Source organism: Pseudoalteromonas sp. DL2-H2.2, from assembly GCF_021532535.1.
GTDB classification, from domain to species: Bacteria; Pseudomonadota; Gammaproteobacteria; order Enterobacterales; family Alteromonadaceae; genus Pseudoalteromonas; species Pseudoalteromonas rubra_A.
This window is the reverse complement of sequence record NZ_JAKGBD010000011.1, coordinates 76,294-99,920: the sequence shown is the minus strand read 5'-3', so window position 1 is coordinate 99,920 and position 23,627 is coordinate 76,294. Positions and strand designations below refer to the sequence as shown.

General features: G+C 49.8%; 17 protein-coding genes. 4 read left to right on the top strand and 13 right to left on the bottom strand.

The features are described 5' to 3' along the window. Positions 1-14: 14 nt before the first annotated feature. Together L1285_RS17665 and L1285_RS17660 are read right to left on the bottom strand one after the other, a co-directional pair. Positions 15-482 (bottom strand): hotdog fold domain-containing protein, encoded by a 468-nt coding sequence (locus L1285_RS17665; RefSeq protein ID WP_235413493.1) that lies wholly within the window; start codon positions 480-482, stop codon positions 15-17. 326 nt (positions 483-808) lie between these two features. Further along, complete coding sequence (locus L1285_RS17660) at positions 809-1,540, bottom strand: Ig-like domain-containing protein (protein WP_235413492.1); 732 nt, start codon at positions 1,538-1,540, stop codon at positions 809-811. 943 nt (positions 1,541-2,483) lie between these two features. Here L1285_RS17660 and L1285_RS17655 point away from each other — a divergent pair. Then, complete coding sequence (locus L1285_RS17655; protein WP_235413491.1) at positions 2,484-4,496, top strand: methyl-accepting chemotaxis protein; 2,013 nt, start codon at positions 2,484-2,486, stop codon at positions 4,494-4,496. A 71-nt stretch (positions 4,497-4,567) separates the two neighbouring features. Here the strand turns inward: L1285_RS17655 and L1285_RS17650 are convergent, their stop codons facing one another. The 3 genes from L1285_RS17650 to imuA are packed head-to-tail and all read right to left on the bottom strand — an operon-like array spanning position 4,568 to position 9,944. Beyond that, positions 4,568-7,744 (bottom strand): error-prone DNA polymerase, encoded by a 3,177-nt coding sequence (locus L1285_RS17650; protein WP_235413490.1) that lies wholly within the window; start codon positions 7,742-7,744, stop codon positions 4,568-4,570. Continuing rightward, entirely contained in the window at positions 7,744-9,246 is a 1,503-nt protein-coding gene (locus L1285_RS17645; protein WP_235413489.1) for a Y-family DNA polymerase, read from the bottom strand. Before L1285_RS17645 ends, L1285_RS17650 begins: the two co-directional genes overlap by 1 nt. 5 nt (positions 9,247-9,251) lie before the next feature. Continuing rightward, complete coding sequence (gene imuA / locus L1285_RS17640; protein WP_235413488.1) at positions 9,252-9,944, bottom strand: translesion DNA synthesis-associated protein ImuA; 693 nt, start codon at positions 9,942-9,944, stop codon at positions 9,252-9,254. A gap of 181 nt (positions 9,945-10,125) precedes the next feature. Here imuA and L1285_RS17635 point away from each other — a divergent pair, with 181 nt between their 5' ends. Further along, positions 10,126-10,839, top strand: a complete 714-nt coding sequence (locus L1285_RS17635) for an SOS response-associated peptidase family protein (protein WP_235413487.1) — start codon at positions 10,126-10,128, stop codon at positions 10,837-10,839. A gap of 59 nt (positions 10,840-10,898) precedes the next feature. On the opposite strand, the gene L1285_RS23910 is transcribed toward L1285_RS17635, so the two are convergent. After that, a complete protein-coding gene (locus tag L1285_RS23910) occupies positions 10,899-13,205 on the bottom strand; it encodes a methyl-accepting chemotaxis protein (protein WP_235413486.1) in 2,307 nt (768 codons plus the stop codon). 461 nt (positions 13,206-13,666) lie between these two features. Then, positions 13,667-13,813 (bottom strand): hypothetical protein, encoded by a 147-nt coding sequence (locus L1285_RS17625; protein WP_235413485.1) that lies wholly within the window; start codon positions 13,811-13,813, stop codon positions 13,667-13,669. Positions 13,814-14,342: 529 nt separating this feature from the next. Between L1285_RS17625 and L1285_RS17620 the strand changes: the two genes are divergently transcribed. After that, positions 14,343-16,055 carry an alkaline phosphatase D family protein gene (locus L1285_RS17620; RefSeq protein WP_235413484.1) on the top strand — a complete coding sequence of 571 codons (1,713 nt, stop codon included), beginning with the start codon at positions 14,343-14,345 and terminating at the stop codon, positions 16,053-16,055. 54 nt (positions 16,056-16,109) lie between these two features. Here L1285_RS17620 and L1285_RS17615 read toward each other — a convergent pair whose 3' ends face one another. The 5 genes from L1285_RS17615 to hrpB form a co-directional block, all read right to left on the bottom strand. Continuing rightward, a complete protein-coding gene (locus tag L1285_RS17615; protein WP_235413483.1) occupies positions 16,110-16,448 on the bottom strand; it encodes a hypothetical protein in 339 nt (112 codons plus the stop codon). A 2-nt stretch (positions 16,449-16,450) separates the two neighbouring features. Then, positions 16,451-17,002 carry a hypothetical protein gene (locus L1285_RS17610; protein ID WP_235413482.1) on the bottom strand — a complete coding sequence of 184 codons (552 nt, stop codon included), beginning with the start codon at positions 17,000-17,002 and terminating at the stop codon, positions 16,451-16,453. A 25-nt stretch (positions 17,003-17,027) separates the two neighbouring features. Then, positions 17,028-17,204 carry a hypothetical protein gene (locus tag L1285_RS17605; RefSeq protein ID WP_235413481.1) on the bottom strand — a complete coding sequence of 59 codons (177 nt, stop codon included), beginning with the start codon at positions 17,202-17,204 and terminating at the stop codon, positions 17,028-17,030. A 296-nt stretch (positions 17,205-17,500) separates the two neighbouring features. Further along, positions 17,501-19,159 carry a sensor domain-containing diguanylate cyclase gene (locus tag L1285_RS23905; RefSeq protein WP_235413480.1) on the bottom strand — a complete coding sequence of 553 codons (1,659 nt, stop codon included), beginning with the start codon at positions 19,157-19,159 and terminating at the stop codon, positions 17,501-17,503. Between the two features lie 238 nt (positions 19,160-19,397). After that, positions 19,398-21,842: an ATP-dependent helicase HrpB gene (hrpB, locus tag L1285_RS17595; RefSeq protein WP_235413479.1), complete on the bottom strand. Its 2,445-nt coding sequence runs from the start codon at positions 21,840-21,842 to the stop codon at positions 19,398-19,400. A gap of 240 nt (positions 21,843-22,082) precedes the next feature. Here hrpB and L1285_RS17590 point away from each other — a divergent pair, with 240 nt between their 5' ends. After that, on the top strand, positions 22,083-22,640 hold the full coding sequence (locus L1285_RS17590) for a metal-dependent hydrolase (protein WP_235413477.1): 558 nt from the start codon (positions 22,083-22,085) through the stop codon (positions 22,638-22,640). Positions 22,641-22,657: 17 nt separating this feature from the next. Here L1285_RS17590 and L1285_RS17585 read toward each other — a convergent pair whose 3' ends face one another. Then, complete coding sequence (locus L1285_RS17585; protein ID WP_235413475.1) at positions 22,658-23,587, bottom strand: diguanylate cyclase; 930 nt, start codon at positions 23,585-23,587, stop codon at positions 22,658-22,660. Positions 23,588-23,627 lie beyond the last annotated feature (40 nt).

The following is a 23,627-nucleotide window of genomic DNA, read 5'->3' as shown; positions in this document are numbered from 1 at the left end:
TTGCGGGCCTGTCACTATTTTTTCGCCGAAATATACATAGTGACATCGGCATGAAATACCTTCACCCCGTCACTGTTGAACACCTCAACCGGCACTATCAGCTCTTCTTTATCCTGCCACTGGCGTGGGAGTGAAATCGTCGCTTCAGCACGCAGTTCTGTATCGGCTTTTTTCAGGTACTGCACCGTCATCCCTTTGGGGATCCAGCGATGCGTTTTAGAGGGAATACTGGCATCGGTCACCACCCCTGCACACAGCTCCGCAAGGTTACACTGCGCAATCGCATGCACAGTACCAATATGGTTGTGCACGGCCTTTCTGTTGGGCATTTGCGCCGTGATCCGCCCTTCGCTGAGGTGAGTGATCTTAGGTTTAATAGTACCGAAATAAGGCGCTCGATTACAAACCGCCTTGCTGAATAGCCAGTTGCCAAAGGGCAACCATTTAAACTTCTTATAGGTTTTTAATAAAGATGCTGCCATAACGCGTAACCTGTTGAATTAGATAACACCCCACCCTAACACATCTGACCAGTTGAGCCAATGGTGACGCTACACCCTATTTTCATTTTGAGTGTGGCGTGCTGGTTTAATTGTCGATAGCCTAAACAGTGCAGCCATTGTTATAACAAGTCACATATTGGCAGCTACACGTGAAAAAGAGGGCAAATGGCATATAAATTACTTTGTCCTTATTTGCCAATCGCATCAGCAATCAAAGCATTTGCTATCGCTCAATATAGTGCCGTTTATGCTACTCAAAACAATGCCAGCAACTGACAATATCAGTCGCTGGCTATTGAGCCAACCTACTGTGCTACTTGTACAGATACAGTAGCAACAGCGCTGGTAACGTCGTATAAGTTGTTGCCCTTTATACGGTACTGGAACGAGTCCTGACCTGTATATCCGGCAGCAGGTGTGTAAGTTACTGAGTAGTCGCTATTAACAGATACTGAGCCATGTTGCGGGCGGCTAAATATCTCAACACCGTAATAATAAGGCACGTCCACATCGTTGGCTTTAACAAATATTTCTACGGGCTGATTAAGTGATGTTTGCGCTGTATCATCACTTGGGTACACGTCATAATCAATATCAAAGGCCTGATCCAGGCTCACCCTTACCTCCGCCCACGGGGACGCTTCGTTGGCAGGGTTGATCACCCGAAATAGGATCACATCTACTTTACGGCTGCCATCTGACTCGCCTGAAAAATACAACAGCTTGCCCTTAAACTTAAGCCAGCGCCTGTCCAGCGTGTTGTAGGCAACGGCCTGACCATAAGTCGTGTTCATCTGGTCGTAAAAACCGATTTGCTCATAGGACTTTGCCGAATTGAGTTGAATTCTCAATGCGCTGTTAGGATAGTCAGGATCAGAAATATTACCATCTGCAAACAGATTAAACTCCTCCTGTATAAGTAAACCCGCATTGTATTCAAAAATGACTCTATCAAGTTGGGGAGCGGCATTGGCTGTAGATGCCATTAATACTGCACATGTACTTAGTGCGGTTAACCCATAAGACGTTCGTTTCATTATTACATTTCCTTATTAAGAGAGTACGGTGTCAGTTTAACTGACACCAATTTATGTTAGTTTCGTTCTGCTGTAACGAGTATGTTGATGGTACTGTGGAGCAGTCAGTCCAGCGTGTTTGAATGAGCATCACCGTATAACCACACAACTCCATCATGCAAATATCATCAAGCTTATATATCAAATATGATAGTAGCTAAAAAGGGATACAAATAAGGTAGGACACAGATTTTATTTTTTAAAATCAGATACTTTATTGCATTTCCTTGCATCAATTGTCTGTAGGACATGACTCGCAGGGCAAAAAGCGACACTGTCCAAAAACGAAGAAAAGAGTATCTAAAAATCATACAAGTGTAAATTGCATAGAAATCTAAAACGGTGAGCGAACGCTTAAATACAGCACTTAGAGCTGTGATTACCTGGACAGGAAAGCGCACCAACTGTGATGGCCACCGTCAAATTATCTATAAATTTGAAGTAAAGCCAGCTGCTGGGCCTGCTTGGTTCTGTAGCTAAGCAGCCATGCCTGACTATGCCGAAAAAGACAGTCCATATTATAAAAAGTCTATCGACAACCAGCCTCGACGTGAAATATTTAATTCCTCAAATTAAATATCTCATAGCCCCAAAAGATATACTCACAAAAACATAGACATAAGTTAATCCAGGCTCTTCTATGCACTTACCCGAAACCTTAGCATTACCTAAACGCATATCTTACTAGAGTAAGCCAGAGTATTAGGATGCTACACGTTATCTGAATATTTGGAACGATCTACAGGTCGGTACATCAAGCCTGGATAACTATCGTGATAGTGCCAACTTTTCACCAGACACAAGATAAAATTTGCCCCTTTTAGCAATTAACGACTTTAATTATGAACGATAACACAATGAAAAGTACGCCATGGATGACGCCTCTTTCAAACTTGGTGATCCTATGAAACTCAGTAATAAGCTCTACTCAGCCTTCGGTGTTTTAATTGTACTGATGGTGATGTCCAGTACTTTGGTTTGGTTTAAGGTCTCTACAGAAACGGCACGTGCACAGGAAGTCACTGGGGACGACTTACCCGGCATGATCCTTTACAGCCGGTTACTGGACACCGAGCACCAGCTAAAAAGCGCCGCGCTCGAGTATATGAATGGCGATACCAGCAAAAAATCCGTATTCAATGAGGTCTTTCGAAAGTTCAAAGAAGTACATACTGAATTGTACCGCTATGAGTCTGCCAAACAGGCCGACCGGGAAAAAATGGCCCATATCCTCAAGAGCATTACCACATACCACCAGCGGGTAAACCAGGATGTGTTTGGGCGCTATGATCCCGATGCTTATCAGCGCATAAAAACCCGGGTTGACCGCCTGGAGTCGACCACCGGAGAACAATTAGAAGCCCTGCTAGATAAGCTCAAAGAGCAGGAATTTAACGATGCTATGCAATCGACGGATTTACAGGAATCGCTTAACGATAATCTGCCCGGTGTACGCTATTATCTGGAGCTGGTTGATGAAGCCGGCGATATGATGGCTGCAATTACCTCTCACACGACGGGTAACGCCAATGCAGAAGCCGACTTTAACGATGATGCTGCCAGCTTTGAGGAGTATTTAAATTTGCTTATTCCGCTGGAGCAAAAGCCCAATGAATTGCAGGATATTGCGACGATAAAGCGGATGTACAAAACCATCCAGGATGAAGCGGCAACGGTATTCAAAAGTTATGACCCTCAGGCATATAAGCAAGCAACGAGCACCCTCAATGAGTTAAACAAAAAGTATATTCAGGAAGTGGCGAAGATCCTGGATGTCTCCGCCCAGGAAGAAATTGATGATGCCTCCAGCGCCCTAGCCTTGCTCGTAGAGGGCTTGAGTGCCATCTCAATTGTGATCATAGTGATCACTTTGATTGCTGCCGTGCTGGGTATGGCCATTGCCTATATGATCAGCAGTTCAATTGTGTCGCGACTTAATCAGGTGCTGGGCGTGGCTGAGCGGATCAGTGCCGGTGATATCTCAGACAGAGACATTGCCCATAAGGGACAGGACGAAATTGACGGGCTGGCAGAGGCCACCAACAAAATGGCTCGCTCTTTGAATGAGCTATTACACTCGATTGCTCAGGTGGTAGATGATGTGCGTACTTCGAGCCACGATATTGCCGAAGCCAATGACCAAATCGCCTCGCGTAGTCGCTCGTCGGCCGACCAGTCCACTCAGGTTGCCACGGCAATAGAGGAGATGAGCGCCACGGTCTCTGAAGTGGCGTCGCAAAGTCAGGTTGCAGCAAGCCACGCCGATCAAGCGCGTACACTGGCGTCCGGAGGTGGAGATACCGTTGGGCAAACCGTCAGCAAGATCAAAACCGCTTCGCAGAACGTGCAAAAAACCGCTGAAAACGTGACTCATTTGGGTGAGCTGAGTAGCCAAATCGGTAATGTGATTGGCGTGATTGGCAGCATTGCGGAACAAACTAACCTGCTGGCGTTAAACGCTGCTATTGAAGCTGCCCGAGCCGGTGAACAGGGGCGTGGTTTTGCGGTGGTTGCCGATGAAGTCAGAACGCTGGCGGAGCGCACCTCAAAAGCCACTGAGGAAGTGGTCTCTACGGTGCAGTCAATCCAGTCTCAGACCGAACATGCCGTCAGCTCAATGCAAAACAGCGTGTCTCAGGTTGACCAGAGTGTCTCGATGGCGGAAGCTGCGGGTGCCCAGTTGGATGATATTGTACGCGGTGCGTCTGAAATTGCCGCCATGATCCAGTCGATTGCCACTGCAACTGAGGAACAATCTGTGGTTGCCGGTGAAATGGCGCAGGACATCTCTATAATAGAGCAATCCAGCCAGAGTTCCTTACAGGATACCCAGGTTGCCGCTTTGTCAGCACAGGAGCTGAATAAACAGGCTGAGCAGCTGGCACAGTTAGTGCGCAAGTTCAGGCTCAGAGCTTAGCCTGCTCTATAGTCAGGCACAGCGCCCTTTGCTGTGCCTGATTTCCACACCGCTTTGACTCACTTTTTGCCTCAATGAAAATCTCGTGACTTGCTGTGTAACGTGCCCAGTATCTCGCTGCGGTCAATCAACCGACCAGCAATAACATGGATCACCTCCCCTTCTTTTTCAACCATGCCTTTTACTTCTAGCAGTTTAGCACTGAGGTAAGCCTGTTTTTGCGCCCGGGCCGTTCCCGCCCATACCACCACATTAATATTGCCTGTGTCATCTTCAAGCGTAAAAAAGGTCACGCCACCAGCAGTCCCGGGTGCCTGCTTACCAGTTACAATGCCCACAACCGTCACCAGAGATTTATGCCGACAGGCACTGAGCTGCGCCATGCGCGTAAAACGCCCCAGTTTACCGGCCTTATCGAGCAAGGTGACCGGGTGCTGACCCAGAGTAAGACCCAGCGCAGCATAGTCTTCCACCAGGTCGTCCATGTCATCCGGCTGGAACACACAAGATGCCGACTCTGCAACTAAATGCTCGGCAAACAAAGGCAAAGTGTGTTCCTTATCCATCAGCGCCCAGCGCGCGGCGTAACGATCGCCCTGCAACGTTTTAAGTGCATTGGCCGATGCCAGGTTTTCCAATGTATTAGCAGGCAGCCCAAGACGCTGTAACGCTGACATATCAGAAAAACCGCTGTCTGGCCGGGCAGCCAGTAGCTGCTCTGCACTGTGACGCTGTAACCCTTTGACCAGGCGCAGGCCCAGGCGAATTGCAAACTTACCCTGCTGCTGACAAATATGATGATCGTACTTGGATGCATTAACACACACCGGCAGCACCTCTATCTGATGGCGCCTGGCGTCCTGGATCAGTTGAGAAGCACTGTAAAACCCCATTGGCAGGCTATTAAGCAAGGCGGTATAAAACATCGCCGGATAGTAGTATTTTAACCAGGCCGATGCATAAGCCAGCACAGCAAAAGACGCTGAATGACTTTCCGGAAATCCATATTCACCAAAGCCACAGATCTGCTCAAAAATACGTTCGGCAAAACTCACCTCATAACCGCGCTGTTGCATGCCATTGATCAGCTTTTCTTTAAACTGCATCAGCTCGCCGCTTTTTTTCCACGACGCCATTGCCCGGCGCAGCTGATCTGCCTCTCCACCGGAAAAGCCAGCCGCGACCATTGCCAGTTTAATTACCTGCTCCTGAAAAATAGGCACGCCCATAGTGCGCGACAAGACCGACTTCACCTCCTCAGAAGGATAAGTAATGGCTTCCTCACCATTACGGCGCTTTAAAAAGGGGTGCACCATATCCCCCTGAATGGGCCCGGGTCTGACAATGGCTATCTGGATCACTAAATCGTAATAACAGGCCGGTTTTAGCCGCGGTAACATGCTCATTTGTGCCCGCGATTCAATTTGAAACACGCCGACGGTATCTGCGCGCTGAAGCATTTTGTATACCTGAGGGTCATCACCCATGCGGGTTAACTCGGCCAGGTCCAGCTGTCTGGATGTGTGCCGGGCAATCAGTGCAAATGTTTTGCGGATCGCGCTGAGCATCCCCAGTGCCAGGACATCCACTTTGAGTAGCCTGAGACTTTCCAGGTCGTCCTTATCCCACTGGATCACCGTACGCTCAGCCATCGCGGCATTTTCGACGGGGACCAGATCATGCAACGGGCCTGCCGAGATCACAAAGCCACCCACATGCTGAGAAAGGTGGCGGGGGAAGCCCATGATTTCTTCAACCAGGGTAATAAGCTGCTGCCCTTTGTGCGACTCGCTCTGCAAACCCAGCTCTACCAGCTGAGTTTGCCAGTTTTGCCCCCGGTCGCGGCGATTCACATTACGAATAAAGTAATCCAGCTGGGTGGTTTCAATGCCCAGCGCCTTGCCCACATCCCTGAGCGCACTTTTAAAGCGATAGCTGATCACCGTTGCAGCCAGTGCGGCACGCTTACGACCATATTTGTGATAGATGTACTGGATCACTTCTTCGCGTCTTTCGTGTTCAAAATCGACATCTATGTCCGGTGGCTCATTACGCTCCTTGCTGATAAAGCGCTCGAACAATACCGATACCTGGCAAGGGTCTACTGCCGTAATTTCCAAACAGTAGCACACCACTGAATTAGCCGCCGAGCCACGCCCCTGATACAAAATGCCTTTACTGCGGGCAAAGCACACCAGATCATGAATGGTGAGGAAAAAGTAGGGATAGTCTAACTCCTCAATCAATGCCAGCTCTTTATCTATGATCTGGGCAATTTCAGCAGGTACTCCCTGAGGAAAACGCCGCTGCTGACCGGCCTGCACCAGAGCGCGCAAATGCTGCATCGCGGTTTTCCCTTCAGGAACCAGCTCTGCCGGATACTGATAACGCAGTGAGTCGAGATCAAATGTGCAGCGCCTGGCAATGCGTAACGACTCTGCCAGCCAGGACGCCTTAAACAACTTGCCAAGCTTATCGCGGCTGCGCAGGGCTCGCTCAGCGTTTACCAGCAGCGCCCCTTTAACCTGCTCAATCGGCTGATTAAGCCGAATCGCCGTCAGTGTATGTTGTAACCTGAGCCGTTCACTGTGATGCATTAGCACCCCGCCACAAGCGGTAACAGGCAACTGATAACGGGCAGCCAGTGCTTCGCAGTGGGCGATAAAACGCTGCTCCTGATTTACCAGATGACGCTGAATGCCAACCCAGCTGCGGCCCTGATGATGGCGCATCAGCCAGGCGCCCCAGTGTGCATCCTGCTCGCAGCCTTGCGGTAACCAAATGAGCAGGCAGTGGCGCAATGAGAGTAAGTCCCACTCAGCTAATTGATAGTGGCCTTTTTCAGCCCGCCGCCGGGCATTGGTGATCACCCGGCATAATTCACTGTAGGCGGCTTTATCCGGGCAAAGTAGCACCACTTCGAGAGTCTCAAAGCGCATCAGGCTACCCACTATCAGTTGTAAATCCAGCTGTTGATTTTTGATCAGCGTATGTGCCCGCACCACGCCTGCCAGCGAGCACTCATCGGTGATCGCCAGCGCAGTGTAAGAGAGAAAGGCGGCCTGTCGCACCAGCTCTTCTGGCCGGGATGCCCCCTGCAAGAACGAGAAGTTAGTCTGACAAAACAGCTCAGCATAACCCGCTCTGTGCGTGTCACCCGGCGGCTCACCTTTACTTTGACTCGTCGATTGCTCTGCCGCCAAGTGCGCAGCTGGCAGCGTAAACATAGACGACTTATGCACTGCCATCAGCTAAAAATCCCATGACAAAACCAGCGCTGCTGGCGGTCTCTGAATACCCATAACCAGCGCCCCTGCTGATCCTGCGCAACAAAATAATCGCGCTCAACCCCATGAGCATCCCACCAGCCAGTGCAGATCCGCTCAGGCCCCAGATGCACCGTCACCTTATGCTGCAAGGGCTGAATAGTTGGCAGCAAAAAGGCAGGCCGAAGATAGCGCATTACAGACGATGCCATCATGTCATCCGACAGAGGTGTCCCCGACAAAGGTGTCCCCGACAAAGGTGTCCCCGACACACTCAGGGGTGTGCAATATGCGCTGGCCCGCTCTGGACGCAGATCGTCACAGGCTTTCACGCCCTGTACAGCCTGCTCTCCTAACCTGGCCTGCAGCACCGCAACCAGACCGGCAGGCGTCATAGTACCTCGTCGCTCGGCGAATAGGTCTGTCATCAGCTCGTCGGGTTGACACATCTGAGCTACTTTCAGCCCTATCGCCTGTACCGGGCCACTGAGTGTCACTGTACTCAGTTTAAGGTCGCACAAAGTCAGCCAAAGGTCGGCCCTGTCTGTGCCTTCTCCCCGGCCAATGCTTAACACCAGCGGCTCGGCATCCCGCTGATGCAAAGTCAGCGTGAGTTGTGTCGCATAGCGATTGCGCAAGCGCAGAAATTGCTCCTGCTGCACCAATAATTTGAGCAAAGGCTTGTTCAACCAGTCGAGGTTTTCTATCTCGTATAACAAAGGAAGATGGCGCTCAAATTCCGGCTCGCTCTGATAAAAGGTCACCGGATGAGGCACCTTGCCGCGCAGCCGGGACACATACTGCACCAGCTCGCAGTCAAAGCGTTTACCCAGCTCCACCAAAGGTAAGGCAAACAGATCGGCCACCGTCTTAAAGCCAACCCGGCGTAATTGTTCCAGCGCTTTGGCTGGCAGCGACAACGCCGTTAAGGGCAATCCCAGCAAGGCGTTTTCCAGTACTTTTGGGTCCTGGCTTACTAAGGCACCATGGTGCTCTGCCAGCAACCGGGCTGCCTCAGGAGAATAACCACAGGCAAAGCGATAGCTGAATGATTGCGTATCCAGGTGCGCGTGCAGTGTGCTCAGATAATGAGACAAATCCCGATACATGGCCAGCATACCGCTAACCTTCAGTAACAGTCCCTGAGGGGCGAACAAAGCTATGTCTGCGGTGATCAAATACAGCCACTGTGCAATTTCACATATCGTGCGCTTTTCATCGGCTTCATCATAGGGGTGCACGAGCAACTCGCGGCTGCGTGCAGCGGCCCCGGCCAGCCCCATGCCCACCTTAATACCAGCCTGCGCGGCAGCCGGATCCAGCTGCATCACTCGGTTGTCATGGCCTCCGACAATAATACAGGGCCGGGACAATGCGCTGAGGTCATCGCCAGGTTGCGCTCCATCGGGGATTTGTGCCTGTGCTGCCATTTTCAGTTTATCGAGCTGAATGGATGGAAAGTGTAAATACAACCACAAAGTCACTGTAACTACCTACCTGTACGGTATTGGCGCGCCGCTTGTGGCATCTCCTTGCCCTGAGTATGGAAGTGTTCGGTCAGTTCCGGCCAGCGCGATGACAGGTCCAGGGCAAACTGGGCCTGCGCCCAACCGCCTTTACGCTTTTTAACGGTGACATTCAGGCCACGCGCGTGTGGGCTAAGCCCCAGGCTTAAAGAAACCGGCAAGGTGCCCTGAGCATGGTGTGCATGGCGCAACAAGTACAAACACGCTTCGCCTGTCTGAGCCGCCAGCTGCAAACGCTTAACCTGATGGACCTGTAACTCACCATGCCAGAGCAACACACTGTTACAGGCACCGCTTTTCAGACACTGCTCAGCAGCCCACAGCGCTTCCTGTGGGCATCCGGGTGTGATCTCCAGCAATTTACTGGTATCCATGCCTGTACGCTGTAAAGCATCGGCGTTTAGCCGTGCCGGCGGCGAAATCACTGCCGTCAGGCCGCTTTGCTGCATCAGGCTCGGCAATAACAGTCTTAACTCACCGATCCCCAGCTCTGTATGCAAGTCGACCACCCCCACGGCAGGAAAGCCGCCTTGCAGGTGTTTGTCTAGTTCAGCAAACCCCGTTGCAGTCAATGCGCCTTGCTGCTGGCGCTCTGCAAGCCCGGTGCCCTGCCATACCAGATCCTGGCGCTGTAGTAGTTCAATTAAATTGCTCATAACACACCTCAAACTGTATATTTATACAGTATAATTACTGTTGAGCAAAGTGCAAGCATGCTGTGCATGGCACGCACCAGGCAGCCTTTTGCAGGCGTCAAGAAAGTATCAAGCAGTTAATCCAGATCAAGCAGTTACACGCGAAGTTAGCTAAAGTGATAAAAGACAACGGGAGCATAATATGTGTGGACGATTAAATATCACCGATGATCCTTTTGTGATCGAGGTCTTAACAGGGCTGGGCATCGCAAACCCCAGAGCAGGCATGCGTTTTGGACGTTTTAAAAAGGCCACTGACAGCATCAGCATTGTCCATGAAGAAAACGGCCAGCGGCAACTCAGCGACGCAACCTGGTGGCTGCTACTGGACCCACAACCAGGACAGGGGTTTAAGCCATCCAAATACACCTCTTTTAACAGCCGTTACGATAAGTTGCATGTCAAGGGTAGCGCTGCCTATCGGCCTTTCCACTACAGTCGCTGCATTATTGTGGTAAAAGGGTTTGGTGAAACCCAGTTTGTGCAGGGCAAGCCACACCATTATTACGACTTTATCGCCGCAGACGGGGCTTTGTGTTTAGGCGGGTTATATAAGGTATGGCACCATCCGGACAGCGGGCAAAAGCACTACTCCTGCTCAGTGATCACGCTGCCCGCACATCCTAAGCTACGCCGTTATCACGATAAAGCAAGCCCGCTTATCCTGCCACCCAACTCAGCTGAACTTGACGCCTGGCTGGACAGCACACAACATGATGGCGGGCGCTTTACGCATTTGCTGATCCCGCACCTCTATCAGCGTCTGGCTGCTGTTCAGATAGACAAACCCAGTCAGTATCATCCTGTGAGTGAAGTCACTTATATCGCCAAAGATCCCCCCCGTAACAGAATATAAGTTGGACAACCCTGTCGCACACATTGCGGTTTGATGTGATGCGTGACGACAGGAAAATACTAAACCTGATAACGGGCCAGGATATCGTCCAATTGTACCGCCAGTTTAGCCAAATGCTGTGAGCGGTCATCAATATCCTGACTGCGCCCCAGGTTACCATTGGCCTCTTCACTGATGGCACTAATGGCCTGGCTGATCTGTGCAACTACCGCCGACTGCTCTTCCGCTGCGGTCGCAACCTGAGTGTTCATTGCCACTATTTGCTCAATCGCACCTGACACTTCCATCAACGAGTCCTTAGCCCGCTCGGACGTTTGCGCATTATCAACAGAGCGCTCGCGGCTTTGCTGCACCGACTGGCGCGCCTCGCCAACACCATTTTGCAGGGCGTTGATCATCTGTTCAATTTCTTCTGTTGCTTGCTGGGTGCGCTGTGCCAGGCCCCGTACTTCATCTGCCACGACCGCAAAGCCACGCCCCGACTCTCCTGCCCGCGCCGCTTCAATGGCCGCATTCAGCGCCAGCAAATTAGTTTGTTCGGCGATGGACTGGATCACATCCAGCACACTGCCTATCTGCTCACTCTGCGACGATAGCCCGTTCATAACGCCTCCGACTTTATCCATCTCTTCTGCCAGTTGCTCGGAGATATCAGCACAGTGCTCCACCAGCTGATTAGTCTGACTGGTCAGCGAGCTGACCTGCTGGGTTTGTTCTGAGGTATTTAGTGCACTGCTTGCCACTTCTTGCACTGTATGTTGCATTTGCTGTCCGGCAGTGGCCGATTGCTCACAGTCGAGCGACTGTTTATTCACGCCATCAATCAGGCCCGCCACCCGCTCAGACAAGGTCGTCGACATTTCTTTAAGCGTATGGGCACTGTGTAATAAGTCAGCAAAGTTTTGCTGTAAGCGCTCAACCAAGCTATTGACCGAGCGGCTTAAGTCGCGGATCTCATCATCACCTTCATCGGGCGCACGCAGCCTGAAGTCGTTGTTATCCGCAATGCCACGGATCGCTTTGCTGGCGGCTATCACGGGGCGTGTTACTCGGTTAGCCACAAAAAAGCCCACCAGGCTGGCTATAATGGCTGCCACAGACACAAATAATACCGAGGAGCGAAGTACGGAATACTTCAGCTGCGAAATCATCGCAAAGGCTTCGCTTTCGTCAATCTCACTGATAATGGCCCAGTGCAAGCCGTCAATATCGAGCGGCGCAAAGGCCGACGCCACCAACACCGACCGGTAGTCGGGAAAGATGGCAAAACCGCTCTGTCCGGCCAGCGCCGCGCGTGTGCCCGGCGAGTCAATCCGCAAAGTGCCTATGGTGGATTGCTGCTGCTCAATGTTATCCACCATGGTTTTATCAACATCAAATGCTCTAAGCTGAGCAATAAAACCATCCGAGTCTTCGACAAAAAAACGGCTGTTGTTCAGCAGCAACTTGTTCTGATTCACCAGATACAGCTCGCCACTGTCGCCAAGCCCCTGTTCATGCCATTGACCATCCAGCGTCAGCATACGATTAATCTCATCCACTGGCAGTTGAAAAATTAAAGTGCCAAGCAAGCTACCGTCGTCGGCCAGAATGGCAGAACTAATGAACCCTGCCGCCGCATTATAAGACGGTGTATAGGGACTAAAATCGATAAACTGTCCTTTACGCACCTGCTGAGTGCGCGCAGCCTGATAGGCACGTGCCAAACCTGAGTCCCGAAATGGGCCGCTGCTGAGAGACGTAGCAAAATCCAGCTCTTTGAATACCGAGTACACCACGTCGCCCTGCGGGTTAGTAATAAAGACATCGTAAAAGCCAAAGCGCGCCTGAAACTCACGTAATGCTTTGTGATACCGGCGGTGCACGGCACTGTAAGGGCTGTTGTCTCCGGCATCCAGTAGCTGATCTTTACTGCCCAGCGGGTTCGGGTTGGCCGCAATATACTGGGCTTGCAGCGCGCGTGTCGTCGGGCTCAGCTGGCTCATAAGCGCATTTACGCTAAGGCTATCACCACGATTCTTTTGCTTGTACTGCTCAAGAAACTGGGTTTCATAGAATCGTTGCAACGCGTGTTGCGAAGCGCCTGCATGCGGATAACGGGCAAATGCGTCTGAAAATGCCCGGCTGGCGTCAATCACCATAGTAGAGCCGGCAAGTGTAACCACCTGATCTGAAATAGTTTTAAAATAACGTTCAACCTGAGTTTGCATCGCGTTACGACGCGACACCAGGTTATTTTCAATTTCCTTTGTGACAGCGGCTTTGCCTTCCTGATACGCCAGTAAACCAATAACAAAGCAGGTGATAAGTAAAGGAATGACAGCAAGCAGAACAGCAACGATGCTCAGACGGTTTTTTAATTGCACGTGAACTCCTACAGCACAAAGCAAACCCGCTCCGGGCATGGGGAGCGGCAAATGCATACCACAGCCACTGTGACCCTGAATACAATGATGTCAATGCACTCAAAGATCCGTTGCGCCAGCAGTGGCTAATACACCATGTCGTATTACAAACGGGCAAAACTAAGGTGAGAAGGTTTTCACAACAGCCACGCCTGAGACATGCATTAATTATTATTAAAGGTATTCAAATTATTTTGATACATTAAACAACCTACACCTTTTAATACTTTGATACTAGTAATGTAAGGTTGGTTTTTGATGTCAATCAGGTATGACCAATAAAGCGTACAGGAAATGCAAGAATGGGGGAGTTAAAATATATCGGGCCACATTTATGGCCCGATAAAAATAAAAGATACCTTTGGACGTTTTATTTCCCCTTAGCTAATAAGGGAGTGAATAAAACAGACCGCTAATACAATTTAGTGAGGTTGACAAGGCACTTCTCTACAACCACTCAAGGCAGAAGTGGCTGTACCACCACCGGCGATTTTCATAGTTTCCTTAGCATTGATATTCATGTTGTCGTTTAGGTTTTTAAGTTTTTGTTTTTTAACTGATAGTTTCATTTTTAGTTTCCTTCTTTTGAAATCAAAATCAGTTTAATCACAATAAAAAAAACTTTGCAATACAAAATTTGTAAAAAACAAAAACGCCCGTTCATAAGTGAATACTGGGCAGCACCTGACTCAACTAACCATGAGGTTGATAAGTTCACTTTTAGCAATGAAAATATTCATAGAAAATAAAATTCAACAAATAAAAATCTATATCAACATAATAAAAACAAAAAGTCAGGCCCTGCGGGTTATTTCACACTTTACGATAACGCATTAATTCACTTAATACACAAGCCCCAAAATAAAACACAACAATCATGTACACCTACCCCACATAACTTTATTTTGAAACATAGCTGCAAGCATTCTTTCATATCTCGTCTCTAAAATGACGCCTTCCTCAGCAGGAAGAGGCTTCCCGTGCACCAATACTCTGCAATTTGCAAAGATAATCTGGGTCGAACTAACAAAGGAAACACAAATCAGGCCCGCATGCATGCGATATCTCGCTCAGCTTGCGTTAATACCAGGTAAAATAATGAAAAAAACACTTTTATTGCTTAGCATCAGTACTGCACTGTGCAGCTTTCACTCCTTCGGCGCGCCCGAAGTACATTATGATCAATGTCAGAGTACCTTTAGCTATCTAAGCGCCAGTTACCAGGGCACAACGGATAAAAATAATTCGGGTAGCCAATGGTGCTATCTCAAGCAAGCTATTGATGGTTCAAGCTGGGGTAATGTCCGGGTTGAAACAATCCCTGAATTTACCACCATCACCGGTAAAAGCTGTAATACTCCATCCAACTATCAGGGCGAACAGTTTTACGGTTGCTCTACGCGCAATCACAGCGCGCCATGGTGCTATGTTGACGAACAAGGGAGCTGGGAAGAGTGTGCAACCGAAGAACCTGAGCCCCTGCTGAGTCACACGCACCCGCAACAGAGTAAGCGCCTGGATCGAGTTGCACTGGGCTCCTGCTTTAAAACAAAAGGCGACATGCCTGCTGCACTGGCACGTCTGATAGGGCATAAACCGGACTTGTTTTTCTGGCTGGGTGACAATATTTACGCCGATACGACAGATATGAGTACCATGCGCCAGAAATATGATGACAAAAAGCGTAACCTTGACTATCAAAAATTTCTGGCAGCCAAAATCCCGGTCATGGCCACCTGGGATGACCACGACTTTGGCCGCAATAACGATGGCAAACATTATCCTAAACGCGCTGAAAGCCAGCAGGAATACTTGCGTCACTTTGATGCGCCGGCCGATGACCCCAGGCTAAATGGCCGGGCAGGAATCTATGAAGCCAAAATGCTAGGGCAAAAAGGCGAGCAGACGCATGTGATCACGCTGGATGCCCGCTACTTTCGCTCTCCTACCTTTTCAAATTATGGGGAGTGTGAAGGCGATAGCACCACGATTTTGGGTGAGGAGCAGTGGCAATGGCTGGAAAAAGAGCTTAGCAAGCCATCAGAGATTAAACTGATCGCCAGTGGGATCCAGGTTTTGCCGCCTTTATATCAAGGTCGTAGCCGCAGCAGTTACTGTGCCTATGGCGACGGCAAAAAGTTCGAGCAAGCGCTGAGCAACCTGCAAGAATCCGAGATGTCGGGCACCAGTTACGAATCCTGGGCTGAAGTGCCGCTGGAGCGTGAACGGCTGCTAAGACTTGTGCAAAAGTCAATTAATGCGGGCAATACCAAAGCCGTGATTTTCTTGTCTGGCGATCAGCATTGGGGTGAGTTGCTACAAAAAGATATTCCCGCCAGTAACGCGCACGGTAAAATGGCCAGAGTCTATGAGGTCACGGCTTCCGGATTTGGACAAAACTGGCCTTATCACATCGAAAACCCGTTACGCCTGCCCGTTTATGCCGATACCAAAGGCGATGGCAACTACACCAAACAATGCCAATTCCCCGCTAAATATGCAGCAGTGACTTACCAGGGGTGTATTACTAAGGATCATGACAAGCCCTGGTGTTATACCGAAGTCGATGAGAATGGCAATGGTGTAAAAGGTGAATGGGGCAACTGTGCAGCCAGCGGTGCAAGCATCCCGACCGGTCAGGTTGGTGTCGTCAGTAAAGACATCGCAAACCTCACCACCAGCAACCGCCACCTGATCAACAAGTCGGGCAGTAACTATGGCATGCTGGATATAGACTGGCAAAAGCGGACGATAAAGATGTCGATTGAAACAGCTGAGGAAGAAGCTGTATCAACCATTATTACTTTCTAGTGGCACAGGTAAAAACAAGCTGACCTGCGCATGCAGGCCAGCTTTTAAAGAAAGCTATTTGACTACCTTGAGGCCATGCCCGGGGGTGCTGACAGACTCTGGGATAGGTTGGTCGGTCGCCCGGGCTCTGAAAGCGCGCGCTCTGTCGTGGGCACTGCGCACCGCATCACACTGGGCGATAATATCTTTTTCATCCAAAGCTTCTCCCAAGTCCATCACTATTCTATAAGCGGTATCATATAATTCTTGTTTGGTGTCTTCTTCAGCACGAAAGCGCATAAAAAAATCCTGCACTTTTTGCTCTGGTTTGTGCAATTTAGTCCCCTTAATACACACACCAATCGCGATCCCCACAACTAAAAGTATCGCCAAGCAGGCAATGACTAACAACATAATTACGCCTCCTGCCGGATACGGGATTCCATAAATTTATAAAATGGATACTTAGCAACAATCAGCCACTCTAGCAAGTTTGTTATAATAGTGGCTGGGCCATATACCTTGAAAAGCAAGTCACTATTTAAGTAACCTCGCAACATCAGCTGAGCTGCATTAAGTAATACGAGAAAGAGAACCAGGTAGATAGAGTATCGTGCAGCCGAGAAAAACTGGCATCCCCTGATTACATGTAGCAAATATAAGGTAACCGCGAAGGCAGTACCGGTACACACTAAGGTAAAATAATATATTTTAATTTTTGCGAGCCTTTCCATTTCAGATAACAAGATAAAGCCAGCTAACTGGCTACTTATTATATAAAAGGTCAGGCAAGCAACTGCCGTTAAAAAACATGAATGCAGTTTATGGTCTTCGGGCGTTTTCAGCGAGGCACTGCCACCAAAAAACAAGCTGAACCTGTGCTGCTTAAAATAGTATAGCAAATACACCACAACCATCAGTTGTAATAAGCGCAGAGCCCACCCGGTTACTAGATAAAACTCACTCATGTTTAGTCCTTTTTAAGTCTCCGAACTAGCAGTGATCAGCGCTCAAGATACGCATCTGCTTTGGTTGATCTCCATCGCCGGTGCTGCCACCGCCGAAAACCTCAGCAAGTTTCTCATGCGGCAGATTAAAACCGTTTAGTTGTTTGAGTTTCTTCGATTTCACACTTAAACGGCGACCAAGTTGTTTTGTAGTAGCTTTCATGGTTTTTTCCTTATGTTTCATTGGATAGTACAGCCCAGCCACTTGCTATAGTCATGTTAAACAAGCAAAGCCAAACACTCAACCTTAATTTAACAAAAGCGCAACTAAATTAGCTATGACCAGATTGTTTGACAGATACATCCAGTCTTAAGTTACCATGAAAATATTAATATGAAAGGCGTTGTTATAAAATATATTGCGACCAATTGCAATCAAATGCCCAAATAACAAACAGTTAGGGCTGTTCAAAAAACAAACTAACATTAATTACTCAATCAACAAACGCGAGTTATCAGCTAGTTAGGCAATTGTCCCTGATACATACACACCCGGTTTCGACCCGCATGCTTTGCCTCATAAAGCGCCTCATCCGCCTGTTTTAAAAGCACTTTTCCACTTTTCATACCTGGCTGATAAAAAGCCACGCCAAAACTTGCCGAAATTGTGAATAATGTATCTTTTGCAGTAAAACTTAACTCAGTCAAGTCGCAGCGCAAACGCTCCAGATAAACCAGCACTTTATCCTGCTCACATTCGGGGATCAAAATACAAAATTCCTCACCACCGATACGCGCTACCAAATCCGAACTGCGGCTGGATGCCAGTAAAAACCGCGCTACCTCTTTGAGCACCTCATCACCCATATCATGGCCCCACTGGTCATTGATCTTTTTAAAGTAATCAATATCGAGCAGAACCAAAGCGAACAAACCCCCGTACCGGGTTGAGCGGTCCAGCTCCTGCTCAAAACGCAGGGTGAAAAAGCGTCGATTAAACAGGCTTGTTAGCGGATCCTGGTTTGCCGTTTTCTCCAGCAAGGCATTCGCCTGTGTCAGCTCTGCGGTGCGCTCATCAATTTTGTCCTGCAAGTTTTCATTCAGCGTCCTGAGTGTATGCATCATATAACTAAAATGTGCGGTCAGTTCGCGAACCTCCTGCCAGCCACGCGTCACCCTTGGGGGATCAATCAGTTCTCCTTCATGGGTGACTTTCTCAATATAAGTCTTGAGGTTTTCAATAGGTTGAGAAATGTAAATCGACAAGCCAACACCGACAATCACGGCCAGCAGAACAATGCCAAGTTCCGCAGCATAAATGACCGTGCGATTGGCATACACCATAGCATTCACTTCGCTTTCATCCATCTTGGCCACCAGCCCCCAACCCAGCTGTTCGATATAGCGAGTTGACGCCAGCACGGGGACACCGCGATAATCCGGAGAGTGCTCAAGTACCAGCTCATTACCAGACAGGGCCTGTATGATGGGCACAGTGCCTTGTGTAAAGGCCACTGTGCGCGTGAATGCCGCTTTAGGGTCGTATTTCAAAGGGGTAGCAAACAGCGCATCGCCATTGTCGTCCTGCGTGGCTATCAGCCATTCTCCGGTTTGGCCCAGACCGGTACGGTCCCGGACCAGCTGATTCAAAAACTGAGTTGAGAAGTCAACCTTAACGTAACCTGCTAACCGCCCGTCCAGCAGCAAGGGCGCAACCCGACTCAACTGTACAACCCCATTATGCTGCTCAAGACGGATCGGACGATCTTCAAATTGTGCAGACGCCAGGCTGCTAAGCTTTTCAAACCCATGCGTTGCTGTCACAAACTGACCCTGGTGGTCAAACACCCCGATACTTCTCAGATAAGACCTGTCTAAGGCTGCATCATTGATGATCCGGGTAATTTGCGCCCGGTATTGTGCATCACGCGTGTCATGCCAAAGCACCAGCGAGCGGCGCAACTGGGTTCTGCTGGCTATTTGCGCCACATTGTCGTTTGCCCGCTCAATCCCGGCAAGGATCCGCAGTTTCGCGATTTGAGAAATGGCGCTCAGGTTAGACTTAACCTGCTCCCGATACTGCACGCCCGTATAGCTGTTAAGAGAGTACAGGCCAATGAAGAGAGGCAGCGCCGTCACTAAGATAAAGGTTGCGATAAGCAGGTGTTTTAACTTCACATGCGCCAGTCATACAGCTTGGATGGTCTAACCAGAATAGCACAGGCTCAGCACATTGCGAGCATAGCAATAATGCAGAAAGCTAAATAGCGAATTTATGCCAGCAGATACAATCAGTAAAACGGTATACACTCGCTGCGTTATGCTGCATCTGGATTGATATCACATTCTGCTCTTTACCCGGTTGGTCGCCTGAGCCGTGGCCGGGTCGTCTGGCCAGAAATGTTTGGGATTGATATCACATTCTGCTCTTTACCCGATTGGTCGCCTGAGCCGTGGCCGGGTCGTCAGGCCAGAAATGTTTTGGGTAGCGCCCTTTCATCTCTTTTTGCACCTCACGATAGCTGGACTGCCAGAAGTGCGCCAGATCCTGCGTCAGCTGCAATGGCCGCTGTGCAGGAGAAAGCAGCTCCATAAGCACCGGTATTCGCCCTTCACACAAGACCGGGCTGTGGCTCATGCCGTATACTTCTTGCATACGCACCGACAAGCGCGCCGGCCCGTCCAGCTGATACTGCACACGTATACTGGAACCACTGGGTACGGTAATACGCGGTGGCAGTATCGCTTTAAGGCGTTGCTGTTGCGCCCACTCCAAGTTACTTAGCAAGGCTGTGTGGAGATCGAGCTTTTTTAGTTGCGGCAATTGCCGAATGTCATCCAGATAAGGCGCAAGCCAGGTTTCAAGGCGCGTCAGCAAACTGGTTTCGTCCAGGCCCTGAAACTCCTGTGGATAAAGCTGCTGCGCCAGTGCCATCCGGGTTAATAGATCCTCACAGTCAGTATAGGCATTGAATATCGCCAGACCGTGCTGTCGAACCAGAGTCAACCAGGCCTGAGTACGCAGTGTTGTGTCTACCGGTCCCTGCGCGGGCTTAGCCATGTAAACCCAGTGACCGAGGTAAGTGCGTTGCTCATGAATAAACTGTGCCGACTTTTGCTCAAACTCACACACATCACGCTCAGAGAACAGATAGGGTAAAGCCGCTTGTAATTGCTTAGGCTCAAAGGCAGTGGCGCTGAAGATTTGCTGGCCTTTGTGCCCCCCTAACTCGGCAATCGCCAGATAGCTGGCATCCAGCCAGTATGCTTTGTGTGCGTTCACACCGGCTCCATTGGCCAGCACCCAGCCCTGTCCACGTCGTTTGGCAAGGCGGTCCGGAAACGCGAGTGCAATGACGATTGGCAAGTGCTCAATCGCAAGGTCTTCTTTAGTTTGCTGAAGCTGGGCACGACGCAGCCAATAGGATAACTGCTGACGAAATGCACCATGTGGTTTTGCTACTTGCTGTTGCAGGGCAATGCTTAGTTCAGGGCTTGGGGATAGTCGGCTCTCTAACAGCGCTATCATATAGCAACCAAGGCGGGTAATGCCCGGATATTCAGCTTCAAGTGCTTTGGACTTTAACAGCATATGTCCGTACCTAGGATCCGCGCCCAATGCCTGAACCTGCTTACCCAACGCTGTAACCCGGTCACGATCATCAATCAACTCCAAACTATGGAGCAAGGCTTGCGCCTTGGCCAACTGCGCCTCGCTTGGCGTATCCAGCAGTGCCAGTTCATGTACTTCGCTGCCCCAGACTTTGGCCTCCAACATTAAGCCACTCAGGTCGCTGCACAAAATATCAGGACGATCATGAGCATCACGGCGTTCGAACAGCGCCTGGCTGCCAAGGCGATATACCACCCCAGCCTCGATACGGCCTGCTCGCCCCGCTCGTTGCACCGCAGAGCTGCGCGAAATAGATTGGGTCACCAGCTCGCTCACGCCGGTGCGCAAATTATACTGAGCAGCCCGCCGTTTACCGCTGTCAACAACGATGCGGATCCCTTCTATCGTTAATGAGGTTTCGGCGACGTTAGTGGTCAACACCACTTTGCGCTTGCCAGCAGGTGCCGGCTCAATTGCCGCCTGCTGGGCTTGCTTGTCCTGATCGCCAGACAGCGTTGCCAGTATCAGCTCGGGGCAAGATGAGAGCGTATCCTGCAGGGCATCTGCGACATAGCGAATTTCTTTTTGCCCGGGTAAAAAGACCAGAATACTACCGCTCTGCTCGTGCAATGCCTGACGGACCATTGGCGGGATTTGCTCCAGCCAACGGCTTTCATCTTTGAGCGGCACATACACTTCGTCAATTGCAAAGCTGCGCCCGTCTGAGCGCACCAGCGGACAGGATAAAAACGTTTGATACCGCTCACTATCAAGCGTTGCCGACATCACCAGCACATGCAGGTCATCACGCAATGCCTGTTGCGACTCCAGCGCAAAGGCCAGCGCAGTATCGGCCGCCAAAGAGCGCTCGTGAAATTCATCAAAAATGAGCAAATCAACGCCCTGCAATTCAGGATCTGCCTGAAGCAGGCGCGTTAAGGTGCCTTCGGTCACAATATCCAGCTGAGTGCGAGCGGAAATTTTCACTTCCTGGCGGATCCTAAGCCCCACCCGCTCACCAACAGGCTCACCCAATTGCGCCGCCAAAAAGCTGGCAATATTGCGCGCCGCCAGACGCCTAGGCTCCAGCATAATGATGCGTTTAAAGTACCCATCCAGCATCAGTTGTAGCGGCAGCCAGGTAGATTTACCTGCCCCCGGCGGAGCCTGTAACAACACACGAGGTTGCGTGGTTAATTGCGAGACAAGTTCATTGTAGACGGCCTGAATGGGGAGCGCTGTGATCATTTTTACTGCTGTGTTAAATCCAATATAGGGCTAGTTTATACTAAATCGGGCGATGAAGTGACCCGTTGTGAGGCACATGCCTGTCGTGGTGCTCTTGGTTAATCAAGCACACTACAACCGGCCGATAAAAATAGACAAACAGTAAGTCAAAGTGGGATGATCAGGGCCCACAGCTATAAGCCACTTTGCGAGCAAAAACAGTGGTTAGCTGTAAAGCAGACAAACATATCAAAGGATCTTATGACCCCCAGTGCACACCTGATGATGAGCTGGCTGTGCGGCGCCAGCACTGTAGTAACGAAACGTGAGCGCATACTCATTACCTTAGCGGGCCTGGCTCCTGACCTGGACGGCGCAGGGCTGCTGATAGACTGGCTCACAGGGACCACCCGATACTATCAACAATGGCATCATGTCTTCGGCCATAATCTGGTGTTTGCCGTGGCAATTGCGACCTGCGCCGGACTATTTGCTCGCACCAGACAAGCGCGTGTCTGGCTGATGTCCTTTGTTGCGATACATTTGCACTTGTTCACTGACTTGATTGGCTCCAAAGGTCCAGATGGTTATCAGTGGCCCATCGAGTATTTGTATCCGTTTAGCAACACCGGTTTGACCTGGCAAGGGCAATGGGCACTTAACGCCTGGCAAAATCAACTCATTTGGTTGGCACTTGTGCTGGCATGTATCAGCTATATCAGGCGCAGAAACATCTCATTTTTCGAACTCTTTGGCAGCAAACTGGATGAGGCAGCGCGAACACTCTGTATCCGGCTCAGCGCCAGATATTTCAGGTAATCGTGTATAGAAAAAACTTACGACACGAGGGCGACGCAAGCCTGATACTGGTTACGCCCTGCTTCTTTGGCATGATACAACGCATCATCGGCTTGTGCTATCAATTGCGCCGGCGTTGTGGCTTTGCTACTGCCGGTACAGGATAAGCCCACACTCACAGTCACATGTTTAAAAGGAGACATTGGGTGGACAATGGCCAAATCGGCAATACTTTTTACAATGTCACTGGCAAACTGCTGAGCACTGTGCACGGATGTATCGGGTAACAACACCGCGATTTCCTCGCCGCCATAGCGGCAAACTAAGTCGACCGGGCGACGTGCACACAAAGATACCTTCCGGGTCACACTTTTCAGTGCCTGATCCCCTTCGAGGTGGCCCAGGCTGTCATTGAATTTTTTGAAGAAGTCGATATCGATAAGCAGCAATGCCAGCGGCACACGACGGCGCAAACTGTCTTTTAATAGTCGCTCAATTTCGATGTCAAAAAAGCGCCGGTTATAGAGTTCCGTCAGACCATCAACAAAAGACTGGTTAGTCAGAATATCGGCCTGTACTTTGTATTTGAGGTGAGTGGTGATCCGTTTAACCAAGGTACTGGCAACTAAAGGTTTTTCGATAAAATCCACTGCCCCGGCATCCCAGCACTTTTCCTGCGTTTTAGGATCTTGATTTGAGGTGATAAAAATCAGGGGAATATCAACCAGTTCAGGGTCTGATTTAAGCTGCTGACACGCCTCAAGGCCGGACATGCCCTCTAAATGAATATCCATGATGATCAAGTCTGGTTTAATTTTATGGCACACTTTTAACGCGGTTTCGGCACTTTCGAAACTCACCGTGCGGCAAACAGGCTTTAATATGGCGCTTACCAGCTTGCGGATCACCTTTGCATCGTCAACCACCAATACCGTACAACTCTCGATACTGTGTACAATTTCAAACATCGAATTCCATCCCGTTTACCCTGGGTTATACCACTGTGTA